Source organism: Rhodoferax saidenbachensis (assembly GCF_031457975.1).
GTDB lineage: Bacteria > Pseudomonadota > Gammaproteobacteria > Burkholderiales > Burkholderiaceae_C > Allorhodoferax > Allorhodoferax saidenbachensis_A.
The window spans coordinates 281266-299659 of record NZ_JAVDXO010000001.1; the positions used below are offsets into that span (position 1 = coordinate 281266).

The 18394-nt window shown below is 61.9% G+C and carries 22 protein-coding genes; 5 read left to right on the forward strand and 17 right to left on the reverse strand.

The features are described 5' to 3' along the window. The first annotated feature begins 39 nt into the window (after positions 1–39). Complete coding sequence (gene rlmD / locus J2X15_RS01390; protein ID WP_310338704.1) at positions 40–1560, forward strand: 23S rRNA (uracil(1939)-C(5))-methyltransferase RlmD; 1521 nt, start codon at positions 40–42, stop codon at positions 1558–1560. A 12-nt stretch (positions 1561–1572) separates the two neighbouring features. Here rlmD and J2X15_RS01395 read toward each other — a convergent pair whose 3' ends face one another. Both J2X15_RS01395 and J2X15_RS01400 read right to left on the reverse strand, forming a co-directional pair. Beyond that, entirely contained in the window at positions 1573–1962 is a 390-nt protein-coding gene (locus tag J2X15_RS01395) for a hypothetical protein (protein WP_310338708.1), read from the reverse strand. Between the two features lie 118 nt (positions 1963–2080). Next, positions 2081–2776: a Bax inhibitor-1 family protein gene (locus tag J2X15_RS01400; RefSeq protein ID WP_310338709.1), complete on the reverse strand. Its 696-nt coding sequence runs from the start codon at positions 2774–2776 to the stop codon at positions 2081–2083. Positions 2777–2961: 185 nt separating this feature from the next. Here J2X15_RS01400 and J2X15_RS01405 point away from each other — a divergent pair, with 185 nt between their 5' ends. Then, entirely contained in the window at positions 2962–3369 is a 408-nt protein-coding gene (locus tag J2X15_RS01405; RefSeq protein WP_310338710.1) for a GlcG/HbpS family heme-binding protein, read from the forward strand. A gap of 70 nt (positions 3370–3439) precedes the next feature. Here J2X15_RS01405 and hemP read toward each other — a convergent pair whose 3' ends face one another. From hemP to J2X15_RS01445, 8 genes are all read right to left on the reverse strand, one after another. Further along, entirely contained in the window at positions 3440–3634 is a 195-nt protein-coding gene (hemP, locus tag J2X15_RS01410; protein WP_310338714.1) for a hemin uptake protein HemP, read from the reverse strand. Further along, on the reverse strand, positions 3627–4097 hold the full coding sequence (locus J2X15_RS01415) for a hypothetical protein (protein WP_310338715.1): 471 nt from the start codon (positions 4095–4097) through the stop codon (positions 3627–3629). The genes hemP and J2X15_RS01415 overlap by 8 nt, the downstream gene beginning before the upstream one ends. A gap of 11 nt (positions 4098–4108) precedes the next feature. Next, positions 4109–4531 carry an ExbD/TolR family protein gene (locus tag J2X15_RS01420; protein WP_310338717.1) on the reverse strand — a complete coding sequence of 141 codons (423 nt, stop codon included), beginning with the start codon at positions 4529–4531 and terminating at the stop codon, positions 4109–4111. Between the two features lie 2 nt (positions 4532–4533). After that, positions 4534–5250, reverse strand: a complete 717-nt coding sequence (locus J2X15_RS01425; protein ID WP_310338720.1) for a MotA/TolQ/ExbB proton channel family protein — start codon at positions 5248–5250, stop codon at positions 4534–4536. Between the two features lie 20 nt (positions 5251–5270). Then, entirely contained in the window at positions 5271–5978 is a 708-nt protein-coding gene (locus J2X15_RS01430; protein ID WP_310338723.1) for an energy transducer TonB, read from the reverse strand. Positions 5979–6032: 54 nt separating this feature from the next. After that, positions 6033–6716: a Fe2+-dependent dioxygenase gene (locus J2X15_RS01435; RefSeq protein ID WP_310338724.1), complete on the reverse strand. Its 684-nt coding sequence runs from the start codon at positions 6714–6716 to the stop codon at positions 6033–6035. 33 nt (positions 6717–6749) lie between these two features. Beyond that, positions 6750–8855: a TonB-dependent receptor gene (locus J2X15_RS01440; RefSeq protein WP_310338725.1), complete on the reverse strand. Its 2106-nt coding sequence runs from the start codon at positions 8853–8855 to the stop codon at positions 6750–6752. A gap of 242 nt (positions 8856–9097) precedes the next feature. Continuing rightward, the gene (locus J2X15_RS01445) at positions 9098–9313 is read right to left on the reverse strand and encodes a (2Fe-2S)-binding protein (protein ID WP_310338728.1); all 216 of its coding nucleotides are present in this window, start codon (positions 9311–9313) and stop codon (positions 9098–9100) included. Positions 9314–9497: 184 nt separating this feature from the next. On the opposite strand from J2X15_RS01445, the gene J2X15_RS01450 reads away from it, so the two are divergent. Next, positions 9498–10319 carry a hypothetical protein gene (locus J2X15_RS01450; protein WP_310338731.1) on the forward strand — a complete coding sequence of 274 codons (822 nt, stop codon included), beginning with the start codon at positions 9498–9500 and terminating at the stop codon, positions 10317–10319. A 43-nt stretch (positions 10320–10362) separates the two neighbouring features. On the opposite strand, the gene J2X15_RS01455 is transcribed toward J2X15_RS01450, so the two are convergent. The 5 genes from J2X15_RS01455 to bfr all read right to left on the reverse strand — a co-directional run bounded on the left by J2X15_RS01455 (position 10363) and on the right by bfr (position 15742). Further along, positions 10363–11487, reverse strand: coding sequence for a DUF1513 domain-containing protein (locus J2X15_RS01455; RefSeq protein WP_310338733.1), 1125 nt, complete (start codon positions 11485–11487; stop codon positions 10363–10365). Beyond that, entirely contained in the window at positions 11477–12502 is a 1026-nt protein-coding gene (locus J2X15_RS01460) for an imelysin family protein (protein ID WP_310338736.1), read from the reverse strand. Before J2X15_RS01460 ends, J2X15_RS01455 begins: the two co-directional genes overlap by 11 nt. A gap of 47 nt (positions 12503–12549) precedes the next feature. After that, entirely contained in the window at positions 12550–13992 is a 1443-nt protein-coding gene (locus J2X15_RS01465) for a di-heme oxidoreductase family protein (protein WP_310338739.1), read from the reverse strand. Further along, positions 13992–15149 (reverse strand): imelysin family protein, encoded by a 1158-nt coding sequence (locus J2X15_RS01470; protein ID WP_409034236.1) that lies wholly within the window; start codon positions 15147–15149, stop codon positions 13992–13994. Before J2X15_RS01470 ends, J2X15_RS01465 begins: the two co-directional genes overlap by 1 nt. 116 nt (positions 15150–15265) lie before the next feature. After that, a complete protein-coding gene (gene bfr, locus J2X15_RS01475) occupies positions 15266–15742 on the reverse strand; it encodes a bacterioferritin (protein WP_310338741.1) in 477 nt (158 codons plus the stop codon). Between the two features lie 183 nt (positions 15743–15925). On the opposite strand from bfr, the gene J2X15_RS01480 reads away from it, so the two are divergent. Both J2X15_RS01480 and J2X15_RS01485 read left to right on the forward strand, forming a co-directional pair. Continuing rightward, entirely contained in the window at positions 15926–16243 is a 318-nt protein-coding gene (locus tag J2X15_RS01480) for a hypothetical protein (RefSeq protein ID WP_310338744.1), read from the forward strand. A 94-nt stretch (positions 16244–16337) separates the two neighbouring features. Further along, a complete protein-coding gene (locus J2X15_RS01485; RefSeq protein ID WP_310338747.1) occupies positions 16338–17552 on the forward strand; it encodes a DUF2325 domain-containing protein in 1215 nt (404 codons plus the stop codon). Here the strand turns inward: J2X15_RS01485 and J2X15_RS01490 are convergent. Together J2X15_RS01490 and J2X15_RS01495 are read right to left on the reverse strand one after the other, a co-directional pair. Further along, the gene (locus J2X15_RS01490) at positions 17529–17924 is read right to left on the reverse strand and encodes a DUF4345 domain-containing protein (RefSeq protein ID WP_310338748.1); all 396 of its coding nucleotides are present in this window, start codon (positions 17922–17924) and stop codon (positions 17529–17531) included. The two genes, J2X15_RS01485 and J2X15_RS01490, sit on opposite strands and share 24 nt — an antisense overlap. Beyond that, entirely contained in the window at positions 17921–18349 is a 429-nt protein-coding gene (locus J2X15_RS01495) for an LIC_13387 family protein (protein WP_310338751.1), read from the reverse strand. The genes J2X15_RS01490 and J2X15_RS01495 overlap by 4 nt, the downstream gene beginning before the upstream one ends. Between the last annotated feature and the right edge of the window lie 45 nt (positions 18350–18394).

An 18394-nucleotide genomic window follows, 5' to 3' on the forward strand; every position in this document is an offset into this window, starting at 1 on the left:
CTGTGCGAGCCCGGCGTGCGTACCTGAGACAATTCAGGCATGAGCGACGCTATTTCCCCAGACACCCTTTCCCCCATATCCCCCGACACCCCTGCTGAACCCGTACTGCCCGAAGGCTGGCTGCGCGTCAAATCTCTGGACCTGGAAGCCCAGGGCGTAGCCCACCGGCCCGACGGCAAGGTGGTGTTCATTGACGGCGCGCTGCCGTTTGAGGTGGTGAGCGCCCAGATCCACCGCAGCAAAAGCAGCTTCGAGAAGGGTACGCTGACCGAGATCCACCAGGAATCGTCCCAACGCGTGCGCCCGGCCTGCCCGCATTTCGGCCTGCACGAAGGCGCCTGTGGCGGCTGCAAGATGCAGCATTTGCATGTCAGCGCCCAGGTGGCGGTGAAGCAGCGCGTGCTGGAAGACAACCTCTGGCACATCGGCAAGGTCAAGCCCGACAACATCCTGCGCCCCATCGAAGGCCCGGCCTGGGGCTACCGCTACCGCGCCCGCCTGTCGGTGCGCCATGTGCGCAAAAAAGGCCAGGTGCTGATCGGCTTCCATGAGCGCAAGAGCCGCTATGTGGCTGACATGAAGGAATGCCATGTGTTGGCACCCCACGTGAGCGCCATGCTGGTGCCGTTGCGCCGCCTGATCGAGTCCATGGACGCAGTGGAGACGCTGGCGCAGATCGAACTGGCCATGGGCGATATGGCGCCCACGGCGGGTGCCAATGGCGGCGAAGGCGAGGTAATTGCCATGGTGCTGCGCCACCTGGAGCCGCTGTCCGAAGGTGACCTGAACCGCCTGCGCCAGTTTGCAGCGATCAACCCCGGCCTGCAATGGTGGCTGCAGCCCAAGGGGCCGGAGACCATTCACCGCCTGGACGAGTTGCCCGGCCACACCACGGGCCAGTTGGCCTACCAGTTGCCCGACTTTGGCATCACCATGCCGTTTCGCCCCACCGACTTCACCCAGGTGAACCCGCACATCAACCGCGTGCTGGTGTCGCGTGCGCTGGGCCTGTTGGCCGTGCAGAAGACCGAACGCGTGATCGACTGGTTCTGCGGTCTGGGCAACTTCACGCTGCCGCTGGCCACACAGGCGCGTGAGGTGCTGGGCGTGGAGGGCGCCGAGGCGCTGGTGGTGCGTTCGCGCGAGAACCTGGCACTGAATATGGCTGCCGGTTTAGAGTCAAATAACCCTATAGCCCCCGTAAAACCTGCGCTGGCAGCTACTAAATTTGTAGCGCGCAACCTCTTCGAGATGACGCCCGAGTTGCTGATTGGCGATGGCGCCGCTGACAAATGGTTGGTCGACCCGCCCCGCGAAGGCGCGTTCTCCCTGGTGCAGGCCCTGGCCGCCTTGCACCAACAGCCCGAGCTACGCAAAGGCTGGACACCGCCCCAGCGCATCGTCTACGTGAGCTGCAACCCCGCCACGCTGGCGCGCGATGCGGGGGTGCTGGTGACGGAGGCGGGCTACCGCTGTACCAAAGGGGGCGTAGTGAACATGTTCCCCCACACGGCGCACGTGGAGAGCATTGCGGTGTTCGAGCTGGCCGAACCGGCCTAATGACCTAGTGGCTTAGTGCGCTGCGGCCTTGTCGGCGGTTTTTGCCGCTGGCTTGGCCTTGGGCTTGGCCTTGCCATCGTCGGCGGGCTTCTCATCCTTGGGTTCGGTAATGACCTCTTCCTCGGTCCCAACCGGTTTGAGGCCCTTGGGGGCGACGCCTTCGATCTTGTTGTCCCGCATGTACTGGTCCATGTCCTTCCAGCCCGCAAACACCGCGGCCTTGGAGGCTTTTTCGTTCATGGCGTAGCAGTCTTCCAGGCTGCGCAGGCCATGGCGGCACGCACCACCAATGGCCTTGGCATCGGCTTCGCGCTGAGCCACACGCGGGTCGGCCAGCAGGGTCTCCAAATCGCAGCCCGACAGGAGAAAGACAAAGGTCAGGAGCAGGGGACGTAGGGTCATGGAGGCTGGAAGTGGTCTAGTTCTTGTATCGGCAGATTTTGGCGCGTATTGAGCTTAGTGGGCCCTGCGCCCAAAGAAAAAGGCCCCGAAGGGCCTTTTTCTTGCGTGCGACGGACGGTTAGTCGCGCTCACCACCAAAGATGCCGAGCAGGGCCAACAAGCTCTGGAACACGTTGATGATGTCCAGGTACAGGGCGAGTGTGGCGGTGATGTAGTTGGTCTCACCACCGTCGATGATCTGCTTGATGTCGTAGAGCATGTAGACGCTGAAGATGCCGATAGCGGCCATGGACATGGCCATCATGCCGGCAGTGCTGCCCACAAAGATGTTGATCACGCCACCGACCAGCAGCACCAGGGTGCCGACAAACAACCACTTGCCCAAGCCCGAAATGTCACGCTTGATGACGGTAGCCAGGCTGGCCATGACCAGGAACACGCCTGCGGTGCCGCCAAATGCGGTGAACACCAACTGGGCGCCGTTGCTGAAGCCCAGCACGTGGCCAATCAGGCGCGAGAGCATCAGGCCCATGAAGAAGGTAAAGCCCAGCAGCACGGGCACGCCAGCGGCGGAGTTCTTGGTTTTCTCAATGGCGTAGATGAAGCCAAATGCGCCGGCCAGGAACACGACCATGCCCAGAATGCCGTTCAAGGCTTGGGTGATGCCGGTGGCCACGCCGATCCAGGCGCCCAACACGGTGGGAACCAAGCTCAGGGACAGGAGCCAGTAGGTGTTGCGCAGCACTTTGTTGCGCTGGGCGTTGGCTGCACCATAGCCCAGGCTCTGGCCCATGGTGGTTGTGCGATCGGTCATAAAGATCCTCCAGAAAAACTGCAATGTGCAGATGCAGTCATTCTAGGGTTTAACAAGGGCAAGACCGTGAAATTGCCCTGTATTGGCCGGGTTTTATGCAGGGCTGTTATGCGCGGCAGGCGTTAAAAACGCCCCGCGCAAACGGTATGCTCAGGGTTTTTACCCATCTGCAGAGAGTGCACACCATGAAAACAAAGCCTGTTCTGGAATTTACCGACATCAAAGCCATTGCCGCCGCGGCCGAAGCCGAGGCGCTGAAAAACAACTGGGCCGTGAGCATTGCCATCGTGGACGATGGTGGCCACCTGCTGTCCTACCAGCGCCTGGACGGTGCTGCCCCCATCTCGGCCCACATTGCCCCCGCCAAGGCCCGCACGGCGGCCCTGGGCCGCCGTGAGAGCAAGGTCTACGAGGACATGATCAATGGCGGTCGCGTGTCCTTCCTCAGCGCACCTGATCTGGACGGCATGCTCGAAGGCGGCGTGCCCATTCTGAAAGATGGCCAGTGCCTGGGTGCTGTGGGCGTGAGCGGGGTGAAGTCCAGCGAAGATGCGCAAATTGCCAAGGCTGGCATTGCCGCCATCGGTCTGTAATCTTCTCATTTGCTACCAAAATCATAGCTGCTTGCGCCCGTTCGACGGGGGCTAGCAGCTATTTTTACGCCTATTTGGTGAGGATGAGCTTGCCCGACTTGGTGCTTTGCAAGCGGTAGCGCTGGCCGTTATGCTCGATTTCGATAGCCTGGCGCGTACCTAGCAACTCGCTGGATTGCAGCACGCCCTGGGCTGGTGGCGTGGCTGCCCGCTGCGGGTTCGCCGGTGAGTCAGAGGGTGAGGGCGGGTTGACGGCGCTAGGCATAGGAGAAATTCCTGCGAATCAGCTGCTGCCAGCGCTGTTGCCGGTGCCGGTAAAAGTACCAGGCAAACAACCAGACGAAGGGCGTGAGCAGGCCGGCGCGGATGTCCACCTGGTCGGTGTAGTCGCAGCCCTCTTCGGCCGCCGTGATGAAGATGCGGTGGTCCCAGCGCTGGATCAGCGTGCCAGAACCGTTGTCGCGCAGCTCCGCTGAGAACTTGCCCGCCGTGGCCGAGTGGTCCTGGCCCGAGATGCGCACCATCTGGTGGCCCATGGGGATGAGCCCCATGAAATGCATCGCCACCTTGTACTCACGTTCTTCCCACTGCACCGGCAAGGTGGCAGGCTCCACCAGTGTGAAGTGCACCAGCGGCTGGGCGATGTGCATGAGCAGGCGCGTGGTTTTGACCTCGTCAAAGCAACGCACTGCAGAGCAGGCAAACCGGGTTTTCAGCACGAGCAGCATGGGGGCGGCCGTCAGTTCTTCGGTTCTGTGATGAAGCCGATCTTGCGCAGGCCGGCGTGCTGCGCTGCGGCCATCGCCTGGGCCACAAACTCGTAGCGCACGGCCTTGTCACCGCGGATGTGCAGCTCGGGCTGTGGGTCCTTGGCGGCCTCGGCCTGCAGCACGGCGGGCAGGGTGTCCACCGCCACAGCGTTCTGGTTCAGAAAGTAGGCACCTTGGGCATCTACGCTGAGTTGCAAGGTTTCCGGCTTGGTGTTCTGCGGCTGGCTGGTGGCCGTGGGCAATTCCACATTCACCGCGTGTTTCATCACCGGCACGGTGATGATGAAGATGATCAGCAGTACCAGCATCACGTCCACTAGGGGCGTCATGTTGATTTCGTTCATCACCTCGGAATCACCGTCCGAGGTGGCGTCTTGCATTCCGAAGGCCATGGTTATGCCTTCTTCATGGCAACGACCTTGCCATCGACATTGCTGTTGCCCACGCGGGCGCCGGTCACAAAGTAGGCGTGCAGGTCATGCGCAAAGCGGTTGAGTTTGGTGAGGATGGACTTGTTGCCGCGCACCAGGGCGTTGTAGCCCAGTACGGCGGGGATGGCCACGGCCAGACCCAGTGCCGTCATGATCAGTGCCTCACCGATGGGGCCGGCGACTTTGTCGATGGTGGCGGAGCCGGCGGCACCAATGCCCATCAGCGCGTGGTAAATGCCCCAGACGGTGCCAAACAGGCCCACAAACGGGGCGGTGGAGCCCACCGATGCCAGGATGGCCAAGCCGCTCTGGAAACGGGCGGTGCTGTCGTCAATGCTGTTGCGCAGGGAGCGGCTGATCCAGTCGCTGATGTCCAGTGCGTCGTGCAGCTGGGTTTGCGTGTTGCGGTGGTGGGCGGTGGCTTCTTTTCCGGCGTGGGCCAGTTCCACAAACGGGTTGCCGTCTTGCTGACCGAGGGCCTTCATGCCAGTGCTGAAGTCTTCGCTGTGCCAGAAGTTTTCGGTGCGCTGGCCCAGCGACTTGAACTTGAAGATGTCCAGTGCCTTGATCAGGATCACGATCCATGACGACAGCGACATGACCAGCAAGAGCAGGGCGACCGATTTGGTCACCCAGTCGCCTTGGGTCCAGAGAGTGATGAGTCCGAGTTGCGATTCCATGTAACTACTCCACAAAAAAATTATTTCAATACAAACGGTATGGCTTGGGACTTCCACATGTCCACGGGGACGCCATCGCGTTTGCCGGGGACAAAACGCCAGCGCGTGACGGCGGCTATGGCTGCTTGGTCCAGACGGTCAAAGCCACTGGATTTCTCAACGCGTACTTCCTTGGTCAATCCATCCGCACCGATCAGGACCCGTAGCGTGGTGGTGCCGGTCTCACCAAGTTGTCGGCTCTTGAGCGGGTAGACCGGCAACGGATTGTTCAGATGGTCAGCGTCGCTCGAGGGAAGCTCGATTTTGGGCGGCGCGGGCGGGGCGCTCACCGCGCTACCTGTGGCCTGGGTGGCTGGGGTTGCGGGCGCGGCAGTGGGGGCCGCTGACGTGGCAGGTGGCGCCACCGCCGAGGGTGCCAAGGCCAGCGGAGCGGGGGCAGGCTGCGGCGTGACAGCGGGCGTTGGCGTGGGTGGCGTGGGCTTGGGGGCAGGCGTCTTGGCGCGCACCTGGGGTTGGGGCGTGGGCTGAGGCTTGGGCGCGGGGGCTGGCGGCGACATCATCTCCACCAGAATTTCGGCCGGCACGATCACCTCGGCCACACGGCGCAGCAGACCGGTCTGTAGAGCCCACAGCACTGCAATGTGGAACAGGACCACGCTGACGACGATGGTGGTATTGCGGCTCATTGCGGGCAGGGCACTGGAGGAGCGTGAGGTGTTGATAGACATTATTCGGAAAGGCGTCAAAACAGCAATCGGGCGGGCATAGTGGTGCTGGCGGGCTCAGGTGTCGGCCCACATGCGCAGCAGGTTGTGGTACACGCCGGTCAGTGCAGTGGTTTCATCCGATTCCCCCAGCCGTTGGCGCAGGCCCAGCAGGTTCATGTCCAGGTCATACAGGGTGCGCCGCTGCTCATCGCTGCGCACCATGCTCTCAATCCAGAAAAAACAGGCCACGCGGTGGCCCCGGGTGACCGGCTTCACCTGGTGCAGGCTGGTACCGGGGTACAGCACCATGTGGCCGGCAGGCAGCTTCACCGATTGTTCACCATAGGTGTCGGCAATGCACAGCTCGCCACCGTCGTAGTCTTCCGGGTTGGACAGGAACACGGTGCATGACACATCGGTGCGCACGCGCTCGCCGGTGCGGGGCGTGTAGCGCACGGAGCCATCGATGTGGTTGCCGTAAAAATTGCTGTCACCGCCATAGCGGTTCAGGCGCGGTGGAAACACCTTCTTGGGCAGCGTGGCTGAGAAGAATGTCGGACTGCGGTCCAGCGCGCGCAACACCATCGCACGGATGGTGCGCGCCGCTTCGCCGTCATGGTCCAGCTGCTCGTTGTTCTTGACCTGCTTCGCCTGCTCCCCCGCCCCCGCTTTGCCGTCCACCCAGGGGGCGGTGGCCAACAGGGTTTGGGCTTGGGCAATCTCCTCGGGGGTGAGGATGTTGGGCAGATGAAGGAGCATGGCGGCGGCTAGCTGGGGGTGGATGGAAAGGCCTTAGAACTTGATGTTCATGGTGGCTTGGATGTTGCGGCCGGAACCAGGGGTGTAGTGGCCGGTATACAGAGAGTCAGCGTATAGCTTGTCCATCACGTTGGTCACGTTGACCTTCAGGACATAGCGTTCGCTGAATTTGTATTCGCTCATCAGGTCCAGTGTGGCGTAGCCAGGCGCCATGAAGCCGGGATTCGTTGCTGGCGACTGTTCACTGCGGAAGTTGACGCCAGCGCCCATGCGCAGCTCGGGGGTGACCTGGTAGGTGGTCCACACGGTGCCGCTGTGGATGGGCGTCAAGCCGGGACGTTCGCCCTGGCGAGCACCGTTGCTGGTGGAGTTGGACACGTCAATCATGGCGTCTGGCATCCACATATAGGAGCCAAACACTTCCCATTTGGGCGTCAGGTAGCCGCTCACGTCGATCTCAAGGCCCGTGGTATGGCGTGCACCAGACAGCAAGAATTGTGTGGCTGCGGAATCGGGGTCCGTGTTGCGCTCGTTGAACTTGGTCGATTGGAAGATCGCCAGGCGCGTGGTGTAGCGCTTGTCGGCCGAGTCCAGCTTGGCACCAATTTCGATGTTGCGGCTTTGCTCAGGCGGTGTATTGGCGCTATTCGCGCTGTAGGAATAGGTATCGGCAGAGGTGTTGAACGATGTGCCCCATGAGAAGTGGAACGAGCTCAGTTCATTGGGCTGGTACAGCACACCTACACGTTGACTCCAATCACCAATGGTCTGTTGGTAAGCGCCATTCATTACTCCAGCGGCGCTATAGGCAGCGTAGTTACCGCGCATGCGGTCAAAGCGCAGGCCACCCAATAGTTTCCAGTCGGGTGCCACCTGCACCAGATCTTGTGCATACAAGCCAAGGTTGTCGGCGTTAAAGGTATTGCTCAATCTTACGGTGCGCGAATCTTCGTTGACTGACGCGCCATCAGCTGGTGTTCCAATGGATGTGGTTGGTTTGGTGATGTTGGACAGAGCGTACACATGCTTGGTCTCCATAGCTACATCAACACCAGTGATGACTTCGTGTTTGAAGCCCAAGGCAGAGAACTTAGTGCTGAAGTCGCTTTGGGCGTAGATGGAGTCCAAGTCTTGCACCTTGGCTTGCTGCCCCCGTGTCAAAACCGTTGCGTCTGAGAAGTTGGACAACGTGGTTGCGCTTTGAAAGCGAATAACACCAGAGCGAAGGTCCCGGGTGTACACACCTTTTCGGATTTGGGTTTTGAGTTCGCTGTCATCATCGAACCGATGGGTGTGCACCAGCGTTCCAATGTTTGCGACCCCATCATTGCGGTCACTGGCTAGGCCATAGAAGCTGTTCGGGTTAATAGGCACCAGCGAAGTTTCCGATGCAGGGGCGCCGGTGTAGTTGCGAATCCATGGGATGCCGTAGTTGATGCCGTTGTTGTTCTGTAACGTAGACAGGTTCAGCGAGAACTCGTCTGTAGTACCGATGCCAAAGCGGTAATTGGCGGCCAGGCCTTTTTTGTCAATGCTGCTGCCTGCGCCATTGTTGTCCGCAGTGGTCGCCATTGCGTTGATGCGCAAGCCAGCATCTTCACCCGTCTTGATGTTGAAGTCGCCTGTGATTCGGCGGTAGTTATAGCTGCCTAGCGTGGTGCTGATTTCATTGTCGTCAATGGCGCGTGCCTGCTTGCTAACCTGATTGACCGCACCACCCGTGGAGCCACGGCCAAACAGCATAGAGGCGGAGCCACGCAGTACTTCAATACGGTCGTTATTGAATGTGTCGCGGTCGTAGAACGCGGGATCTCGCATGCCATCCAAAAAGATGTCTCCGCTGGTGGCCAGAGAGAAGCCGCGCAGGCGGATGTCTTCTTCACCACCTTCGGCGGCCTGGAAGGTTACGCCTGCAGTGTTGTGCAGCACCTCTTTCAGCGTGTCCAAATTGCGGTCATCAATCAGTTTTTCAGTAACCACGGTAATGGACTGGGGAATGTCTCGAAGGTCTTGCTTGCCCTTGCCAATCGTCGTGGTCGTGGCGCGCACCGAGTCTTTGCCTTCTGCTTCGATGCGTTCACTGGTGACCACCACGGGTTTCAGTGGCACGGTGGATTCGACGGGTGCTTGTTGGGCCATGGCACTCACAGAGCCCGCGAGCATCATGGCCCCCAGGGGAAGCAGGGGTGCTGCGTGCGGGGTGTTCGGGCGGAGGAGGGGGGAAGCAGGAGCAAGTTGTGGCATAGCGCTAAGTCGTCTGGGTGGAGGGCTGGCTGGCTATGTCAGAACTACCCAAACGGGCCGCCTGATGTGGCTTGCTATAAAACTAACGAGATGTAAACAAGAAGCGTTCTTGTTTTCGGTCAAAAAAAAGCGACCGGTTATCGGTGCATGGACAACGCGATAGGCATCCAGGTTTGCGTTGCCAGGCTGGCCTGGGCATGGCACTGGTCGATGACTTCGCGGGCGCAGTCTTCGCACCGTCCGCACTGGGAGGCAACCCCCAGTTCGAACTGGATGTCGTCAAAGCCTTTGCCCTCGCTGGCGTGCAGAGCAATCTCTTTTTCGGTCACACGGTGGCAAACACAAACAATCATGGTGAATCGGTAAGTGGCTAATTTTTGATAAGTGAATTCTAAATGAGAATCCATCGCATTTGTATTCAGTGTAAAGAAATATGTCGATATTTTTGCCATTTATGTGACATTGGCCACCGCGCGACAGCACAGCTTGCGGCGGGGCTGGGTAATACTGCGGGCAGTCGTTGTGAATGGAGTCACCATGAAAACACCCGGAACAAAGGTGACTTGGGACGAGGGCGGGCGTTGGCTAGGGGCCATGCTGGCCGGATGGGTCTTGCTGATCGCTGCATGCGCTGCGCATGCCCAAGCGCCGCCTTTGCTGGTGCTGGGGACCTCGCGCCCGGACAACAATTATGTAGGGCGCCTGTTGCGCCGTACTTACCAGGAGCTGTTCAGCCGCCTGGGCATTCCTCTGGAGATTCGCACCACGCCTTCCGCACGTCTGAGCATGGAGTTGGCGTCTGACCGTATTGATGGTGATGTAGCGCGCCCCTTGGCGTTTGCTGAGAGCCAGCCCGGTCTGATTCGTGTGGATGAGCAGATTTTGTCCATCGGGTTTGCGCTGTGGGCCGTCAACCCTAAATACACGTTGCAGCGGCTGGACCAGTTGCCCGACTCGGGGTGGTCGGTAAATTTCACGCGCGGGGTGGTGGAATGCGAACGCTTGCTACAAGGCCTGTTGCCGGCCAGCCGCGTGGTGGACGTCACCACCACCATCAATGCCTTGAACCTGCTGCACCATGCTCGCAACGACTTGCACTGCGGGATCGACCTGGCTGTGCTATCAGACGCCAGTGGCCCGGAGTTAAGCGGCCTGCCGCCGCCGATCAAGGTGCTCAGCATCGGTGAGCCGCTGCCGCTGTACTTTTACCTGCAACGCAAGCATGCGGCGTTGCTGCCGCAGATTGAGACCACGCTGAGAAAAATGAAGGCTGAGGGCTTGCTCGAGCAATACCGCAAAGAGGCTATGGTGGAGTTCAAGCTCCTGCCAGCTCCCAAACCGGCGGCGGCAAGCCGTTAAGAATGAAATGGGGCTCTAGCCCCCGTTGTCATTGCGCGAGTAGCTATGAAAAATGTAGCAATGCGGCGTGGTTGTCCCACGGCATGTGCACGCCGTAACGCCGCGGTTGGGGCGCGCTGTCGCGGTAGAGCAATGCGGCTTCATCCCCGCCCACCATCCATCGCCCGCCATTAGCCGCCAGCGCACCTGCGCCGGGCAGTGCCTGACTTTGCAGGTCGTGGCCCTGGTGCGTCCACGACGCCAACCAGCCCGCATGGGGCGCGCTAATCCAGAACCGGTCCGCCGTGCAGCAGACGTCGCCCGCATAGCCATCCCAGGCGGGAGGGGCGCCGGTGGCCGCATCCCAGGGGACGGTGCGCAATTGTTCTCCCTCCAGCAGCGCCATTGCCGGGGCACGGGTGCGGGCCACGGGGTCGGCGTGCTCGGCCTGCAGGGCCACGGCCACGGTGCCGTTGGGCGCAATGGCCAGATGACGCAGGCTGAGAAAGGAATCTGTGAGCCGGTACTGCGCCAGCACTGCGCCCGTGGCTGCATCGAGCCGCGTGAGGTTGGGTTCCATGCGGCCCACATTGAGCTTGCGCCGCCCAGTTTCGGGCAGGTTCAGGATGCCGCCATTGGCCACCAGCAGCGTGCCGGCAGGTTCCAGCAGCAGGGCGTGGGGGCCAATGCCACCGCTGGGAAACTCGCGCAGTTTTTCCAGGCTTTGCAGATCACGCTCGGCGATCAGGCCCTGGCCGGTTTCGCCATCGGTCTCGGTGGTGAAAAACGTCTTGCCGCTGGCGGACAGCGCGGCGTGGCCGCCCAGGTAGCGGTCGTCTTCCATGGTGTGCCACTGCAGGGCCCGGCCGCGCCGCACGTCCATGCGCATCAGGTATTCGCCGGGGCGGCGCGCCAACACCAGGGCTTGCTGTGCTTGGCCGCGGCTGCCAGGCACCAGCAGCAACTGGTGCGCGCGCGCAGGCAGGGCGATGCCGCTCGGTTGCGCGCCGGGCGTCCACACCCCGGCCCAGGATTGCCCGCCCACATTCCAGGCGGTTAGCACCTGGGGTTGGGCCAGGGGGGGAGGGCGGGCGGCCTGGCTCTCCCAGGCGCTGGCGCCCAGGCTCAGCAGGGCCGCCTGGGCCAGCAGGCTGCGGCGTGTGGGGTGGCGCAAGGTTTCAGTCACCATCGGCGTCAGTAAAGCCCATGCTGATATGTAGCACGGTGTCGGCCAGGCCGCTCAGGAACTGCGAGAGTTGGGTCAGCGAGAGCTGGGCGGTGCGCACTGAGGCCGCATTGTCGGGGCGCGCACGCGCGCCACTGCGCAGGGCGGCCAGCGTGAGGCGGTGCAGCTGGCGGCTGGGCTGGGGCGTGTCATTGCCCAGCAGCAGCCCTTGCAGGCTGCCCGCCACGGGCCAGTCGGGCCGCGCCGCCTGTGCGGCGGCAGATCCGACTAGAAAGGCCTGTAGGCCTTGCAACTGGGCCTGCCAGGCGGCAGCGGTTTGCCCGCTGACGCCGCGCACCCACAAAGACACTTCCTTGCCACGCGTATCGGGCACCATCTTCTTGATGCGCAGTTGGTCCAGCCCACCCACGGCCTGGCCGTACCACTCGCCATAGAGTGCTGCGGCCTCTTCTTCGCTGCGCGGCACTGTGGCCAGGGCGCGGTAGCCGTCCAGCAGGACAGTGCATTCGTTGAGCACATGCTGCGCCAGCAACCGGGCGTAGTGCTGGTGGGACGGATTGGCGGGCATGCGCCAGAACATCCACTCCAGCGCGGGCAGTCCCCTGGCGGCGCTGCCCACGGATTCGATCTGCTCTGGCGTAAGTGGGCTGGCCGCGTTGGCATCCAGCTGGCGCTGGATCTGCGCCGGCCGGGTGGGCCAGAAATCGATGGACCGTGCGGCGCGGCGCTCCAACAGCGGCCCCACGGCTACTGCGGCCAGGCGCTCCCAGTGCAACATAGCTTGTACCCACAGGGGTTGCTGGGCTTGCCATTGCGTGGCGGGCTGGGCCAACGATTGGTAAAGCGCGGTCGCACTTTGCTGCAAGGCTTCGGCCACCGGAATGTAATGGCCCTGCAAGAGCGCCAGAACGCGTTGGCGCGCAGACAGGAAGGGGCCGGTGCTGGCCGACGTACCGGCGAAGCTGTCAAACGATGGTTGGTTTGCTACGCTTTTAGGAGCTGCTCGTGCAATATCCACGAGGGCTAGCGTGCCAAAAGGCATGCAAGCGAGAAGCGCACGTCGTTTCACAGGGACTCCACAAATGCCACCAGCGCCTGCCGGTCACGGGCGTTGAGCTGCAGCACCTGCTGTTTGGCATGCTGCGCTTCGCCACCGTGCCAGAGGATGGCTTCGAGCACGCCGTTGGCGCGGCCGTCATGCAGCAGGCGGCGGTGGCCGTTCACGTCATGGATCAGGCCCACGCCCCACAGGGGTGGGGTTTTCCATTGCTGGCCGTTGGCGGCAAAGTCGGGGCGGCCGTCGGCCAGGTCAGGGCCCATGTCATGCAGCAGCAGGTCGGTGTAGGGCCAGATCTTCAGGCCCTGCACTTTGGGGCTGGACAAGCGTGGGAACGGCGCTTCGCCCGTGGTGTAGCTGGGGCGGTGGCAGGCACTGCACTGGGCCTGGGCAAACAGGGCCTGGCCGCGCAGCACGTTCGCGTCGTTCACATTGCGCCGCGCGGCAGGTGCCAGCGTGGACTCGTAGAAGATGACGTCGGACAGCGTACGGTCGTCAATCTCGGGCGCTTTGCCCAGGGCGCCACGTGGTGCGGCCAGGCAGTCTTTTTGCGTGGGGGTGCAGGCCTCATCCGGGTGCTGGGTGGAGGTGATGCCGATGTCGCCGAGGAAGGCACCCGCCGTCTGGCTGGCCACGCTGGCCTGGTTGGCCTTCCAGCCAAAGCGGCCTACGCGCAGGGCCTGGGCAAAGTCGTCCCACACGCGGTTGGGCTGGCCTTTGACCGGGCCGGGCGCTGCGGCCTGGGCTGCGGCGTTGGCCAAGATGTCTTGCTCAGCAATCGCTTCGAGCAGGCCTACGCCCGCCATTTGCGGCGCAATGCGCGGGCTGAGCATGGCACCTGCAGACAACGGACCATAGGCCAGATTCGTCAGGCTGTAGATCGGTTTACGCAGCGTGTAGGCCGTACCGTCGGCGAATTTTCCCTGCAGGTTCTGGTAGTGGATGCGTACTTGACCCTCGGGCTGCACGCCCTGGATGGCCGCGTTGTTGAGCTGGTCGCCATATACGGGGTCGGGCACCACGCCGCCGTGCGCCCCTTCACCGGGAATGGACAAGCGTATGAGCAATGCCACTGGTGGTTCGCTCAGGCCTTTGCGGAAATCAGGCGGGGCACCCCGGCCGTCCTGCACATGGCAGCCACCGCACGATCGTGCGATGAAGTGCGGCCCCAAGCCATCACGTGCCGTGGTGGAGGCGGGGGCTTCCACCCAATTGCGACGGAAGAAGGAGTTGCCCACGGCGAAGCGCGCACGTTCATCATCGTCCAGCGTGGGCAGGGGCATGGAGAAGGCGTTGCGCCCGGTGGCAAAGGCCGTGGCCTCGCCAGCGGTGAGTTCACTCTGAACCACGCCGGAGAGGTCTGTATCGCTGTGGCCCCACAAGGGCCACGCCAAAGCAGCAATCGCACCCGCCGCGGTCAGCGTGAGGCCGACCTTTTGACGGACCCGCATCACTTGGTCTGGGCCAGTTTGGTAATGCCCAGGGCAGCGGCGGCCTCAGTGATGTCCTTGGACTGCTGGACCAGGCTGTCGATCGTCTTTTGCACGCGAATGCGGCCGGGGGCATTTTTGTCGCCCACGATTTCGCGGTCAAACGGGGCCTGGATGGCGTTGGCGTTGGCCACGCTTTGGGCGATCTGCTTGCTCACCTTGTCGGCAAGGGCCGCGTCTTTGCTTGCTACCAAGTCTTTGAGCGAAGCGCCTTGCACCACGCTGCCGTCCAGGCGTTTGTAGTTGCCCAGCCAGACGTTTTCAATGCCTTGGGCGTTGGCCACCACGTCGCGGTGCGTGTTGTCGGAGAAGCAGGAGTGTTCGTCTTCCTTGTCCTGGGTGTTCATGGCCACTTCCAGGCGTTCACCGGCCAGTTCGCCGCGCGACAACGAGCCCAGGCCCACAATCATCTTGCGCACCGACTGGATGCCGCCGTGCTCAAACTTGGCGCGGTAGTTTTTGGTGCCTGGTTGCCAGGCCTTGACCAGGTAGCTCAGGTCATCGATCAGCAGCTCGGTGACCGTGGTCAGGTAGGCGCGGCGGCGGTCGGCGTTGGGGGCTTTGCCATTCACATAGTCTTCAAACGAGCGGTCACCCGGGCCGGTTTCGCTCAGGTCTTGGCCCCACAACAGGAATTCGATGGCGTGCCAGCCGGCTGCGATGTTTTCTTCGCCACCGCGTTCATTGAGCTTGGCCAGCGTGGCTTTGTTGATCTTGATCTTGGGGTTGTTCACGATGCCCGATGCGGGCTTGCCCACCACGCGGTCGATGTAGGACTCGTCCAGCGGCCAGGCGTTCAGGCGGCCTTCGGGGCCATGGTCGTCGTCAATGGGGCCGCTGTAGAAGCGGAAGGCCTCGGTCTGGCCGTAAAACTCGCGCGCGGCCAGCCAGGCTTTTTTCGCGTCTTCCAGGCCTTGTGCCGAGGGCGCTGCAGCAAAGGCATTGATGGCCTTTTGCAGGGCTTGTGCGCTGGTCAGCACGTCGCTGTAGTTGGCATAGACCAGTGCAGCGTAGTGCTGCACCACGGCCCTGGGCTCGGTGGTCTGGGCCTGGGCGGACACGCCCAACAACATGGCTGCGCTGAGCAGGCTGGCCTGGAGGAACTGACGCTTGTGCATGAAAGCCTTTCAATGGTGCAAAGTGATCTTGGGCCACATAATAATGCAAATCGTTCTCATTTGTGGCGCAAAAAAAGCCAGCGAATGCTGGCTGTGCGAAGAAAAGCGGGAGCGGCTTACGACAGCTCGCCCATCTGGCTTTGCAGGTAGTTTTGCAGCCCCACTTTGCCGATCAGGTCAATTTGGGTTTCCAAGAAGTCGATGTGTTCTTCGGTGTCGTCCAGGATTTTTTGCAGCAGGTCGCGTGAGACATAGTCGCGCACCGATTCGCAGTGGGCGATGCCGGCCTTGATCGTGGCTTGCGCGCCCACTTCAGCCTTCAGGTCGCAGGCCAGGCATTCGGGCACGTCTTCACCCACCAGGATCTTGGCCATGTCCTGCAGGTTGGGCAGTCCGTCCAGCATGAAGATGCGGTCCATCAGCAGGTCGGCGTGCTTCATCTCTCCAATGGATTCAGAGTATTCCTTCTTGGCGAGCTTCTCCAGGCCCCAGTGTTTGTACATGCGGTAGTGCAAGAAATACTGGTTGATGGCGGTGAGTTCGTTCTTCAGTTGGGCCTGCAAATGGCCAATGACTTGTGCGTCGCCTTTCATGGGGAACTCCTTTGAATCAAACCCGCATTATGGCCAGCGCAGCGGGGTGTTCCAGCATTTTGTGCTGCAGATACGAGAGAAATTCCTTTGAATCTAAATGGTTTTGCAAATGAGAATGATTCGCATATACTTAAAACCATGCGAAATACATCGCAGGCCTACAGAAGGCCCCAAGGAGACGCCATGCAAAGCACCCCTGTCACCCCCAATACCACCGAGGAATACACCATGCCCTGCGCCGAAGCCTTGCTGGCTGGCACGCTGGCGCTGATGACCGGCCACGTGCAGGCCTGTTGTGGCGCACACCGCGAAGCCATGGTGGCGAAGATCGTCTCCAACCTGACCGCCCTGACCGAGGACCCCATGCTGTCGCCCGGCTTCAAGACCTTGCTGTGGTCTCTGCGCAGCCGCTGGCTGGACCAGAGCCGGGGCAGCCCGCTGGCCCAACTGCCCAGTGCAGAGCGCGGCTTGTGGCACAGCAGCCCGGAGGCGGTGCAGTGAGCGAAATGCCAACCTTTTGGATGAAAAAATGCCTATAGCCCCCGTCAACAATGCGCAAGCAGCTATTGAAAAGATAGCATTTGGAGGTCCGTCCATGCCCACCACTGACCACAGCCACGGTAGCTTTTGCCACCACGAACCCGCCACGGCTCCAGCCCAGGGTTCCCGGCGCAAGCGATTGTGGGATTTGGGCCACCAATGCCACTGCCCGCTGGTGGGCGTGAGCCTGCCCATCGATGTGCTCCGTCGCCTGGTCAACAAAGCGCTGGGCGGTAGCGCGGTGGCCAATGACTACGAGGTGCACGCCGGCGCCGTGTCTGAGTGCGCGCGCCGCTCCAAACTTTCGGAGCTGATGCAGGCTGAGCTGGACACCCGCTATGCGCGTGAGATTCTTTGGTTCAAGACCGCCAAGAGCACGCTGGCCGTGGCCGATTTTTGGATCAAGTCGCTGAAAGCCGGGGATGTTGCGGGTGCCTTTTGGGCCGCCTTGACCCACCCACGTTGCGACGTTCCGTTGCAAGAGGCCATGTGCAAGGACCTGCACATGTTCCAGCACCAGGCGGGTGCTGGCGTGCGCCTGGAGATGGTGCGCTTCAATGCGTTGGCCGAAGAGAACGCGGTGCTGACACGCGAACTCGGCAAGGTGCAGGAGCGCATCACGCGCGTCATCAGCCAGAAGACGGCGGATATCGAACGCCTCCAGGCGCAGCTGTTGCAGGCGCGCGCCGACGCCATCGCCAAGGACAGCCGCATCAACTTCCTCAGCTTGGATCTTGAGGCTTTGCAGGTCTCCATCCCCCAGCTCGACGACAAGCAGCGTCTGCAAAAACGGGTAGAACAAATGGCACAGCGCCAAGCGGAGCTGGAAGGCCAGAACGCAGAGCTGCGGCGCAAGCTGGCAACCGCGGAGAAGGCTGCAGGCGGTGCTATTGCACGTGAGCTGGTACCCAACCCGGAGGAGGGGGGCCTTGCGGGTGTGCAGGCCATGGTGATCCAACTGCACCAGAAAATGGTGCTGTGCGTCGGCGGGCGCAGCGGCAACATTGCCAACTACCGCGACGTGGTCGAGCGTGTGGGCGGCCGCTTTGCCCACCACGATGGGGGTGTGGAAGACAACGCGTCGGTGTTGGACGCCAACCTGGCGGCCGCCGATTTGGTGATCTGCCAGACCGGCTGCATCAGCCACAACGCCTACTGGCGTGTGAAGGATTTCTGCAAACGCACCGGCAAGCGCTGCGTGTTTGTCGAGAACCCCAGCGCCTCGTCCCTGGAGCGTGGCTTGGCGCTATCGGAGGGCATCGTTACGTAGCTTGCGCTGCCACCAGACAAACAACGGCGCGCCCACGATCTCCAGCACGGTAAAGCCCACAAACGGCCAAAGCGGCAAGCCCACCGCCAGCAGTGAGACCAACCGCCCCACGCCGCCCAAGAAAATCATCAACCAAACCGCACGGAACAGTGCGGTCTGGCTGGCGATGCGCGGCACCAGCCACCACACGCAGAGGCCCAGGCCCAGCCACACGCCGCCCAGAAAACGCATATTGCTGTCCAGGGTGGCGTCGCGTGGCAGGGCGAGTGTGGCGTACAGCGGGTCGCTCAGCCCCATCATGCTGATCAGGCCGGTGAGCACGGGCACGGCACCCAGCAGGGCGGTGGTGATTTGCAGCTGGCGCAGGCTCATGGCTGCACCTGTGCCCACGTGGTCAGCAGGCCGGCAGCAAACAGCACGCAGGCCAGCGCAATGCCACGCCGCGGAATGCTGAACCAGTAGCGCCGCGCCAACGCCAAATAGGCCAGCAGCGTGCCCATGCCCAGCGCCTGCAAAAACGCAGACTGCTGCAACAACACGGTGTGCTGCGTGGCTAGGTAGCCAAACACCAGTCCAAACAGCATGGCGCCCAAGCTGTGGCTGGCGTTAAATCCCTTTACGGCACGCCACACCGTGGTCTCGCGCGTCAGCACCGGGTGCGTGGCCTGCATGGCCAGGGTGGTGGTCGCGTCGCGCGGGTGCAACTTGCTACCGTGGAAGGTGTAGAGCAGATGGACGCTCCCCAGCAGCCCCACCACGGTAGCGCTGGAGGTGAAGAGCAGGGCGGCAAGGTTCATGAACGCTCCTTTGAAAACACCGGCGAATGCCTAATCTTTACGAGA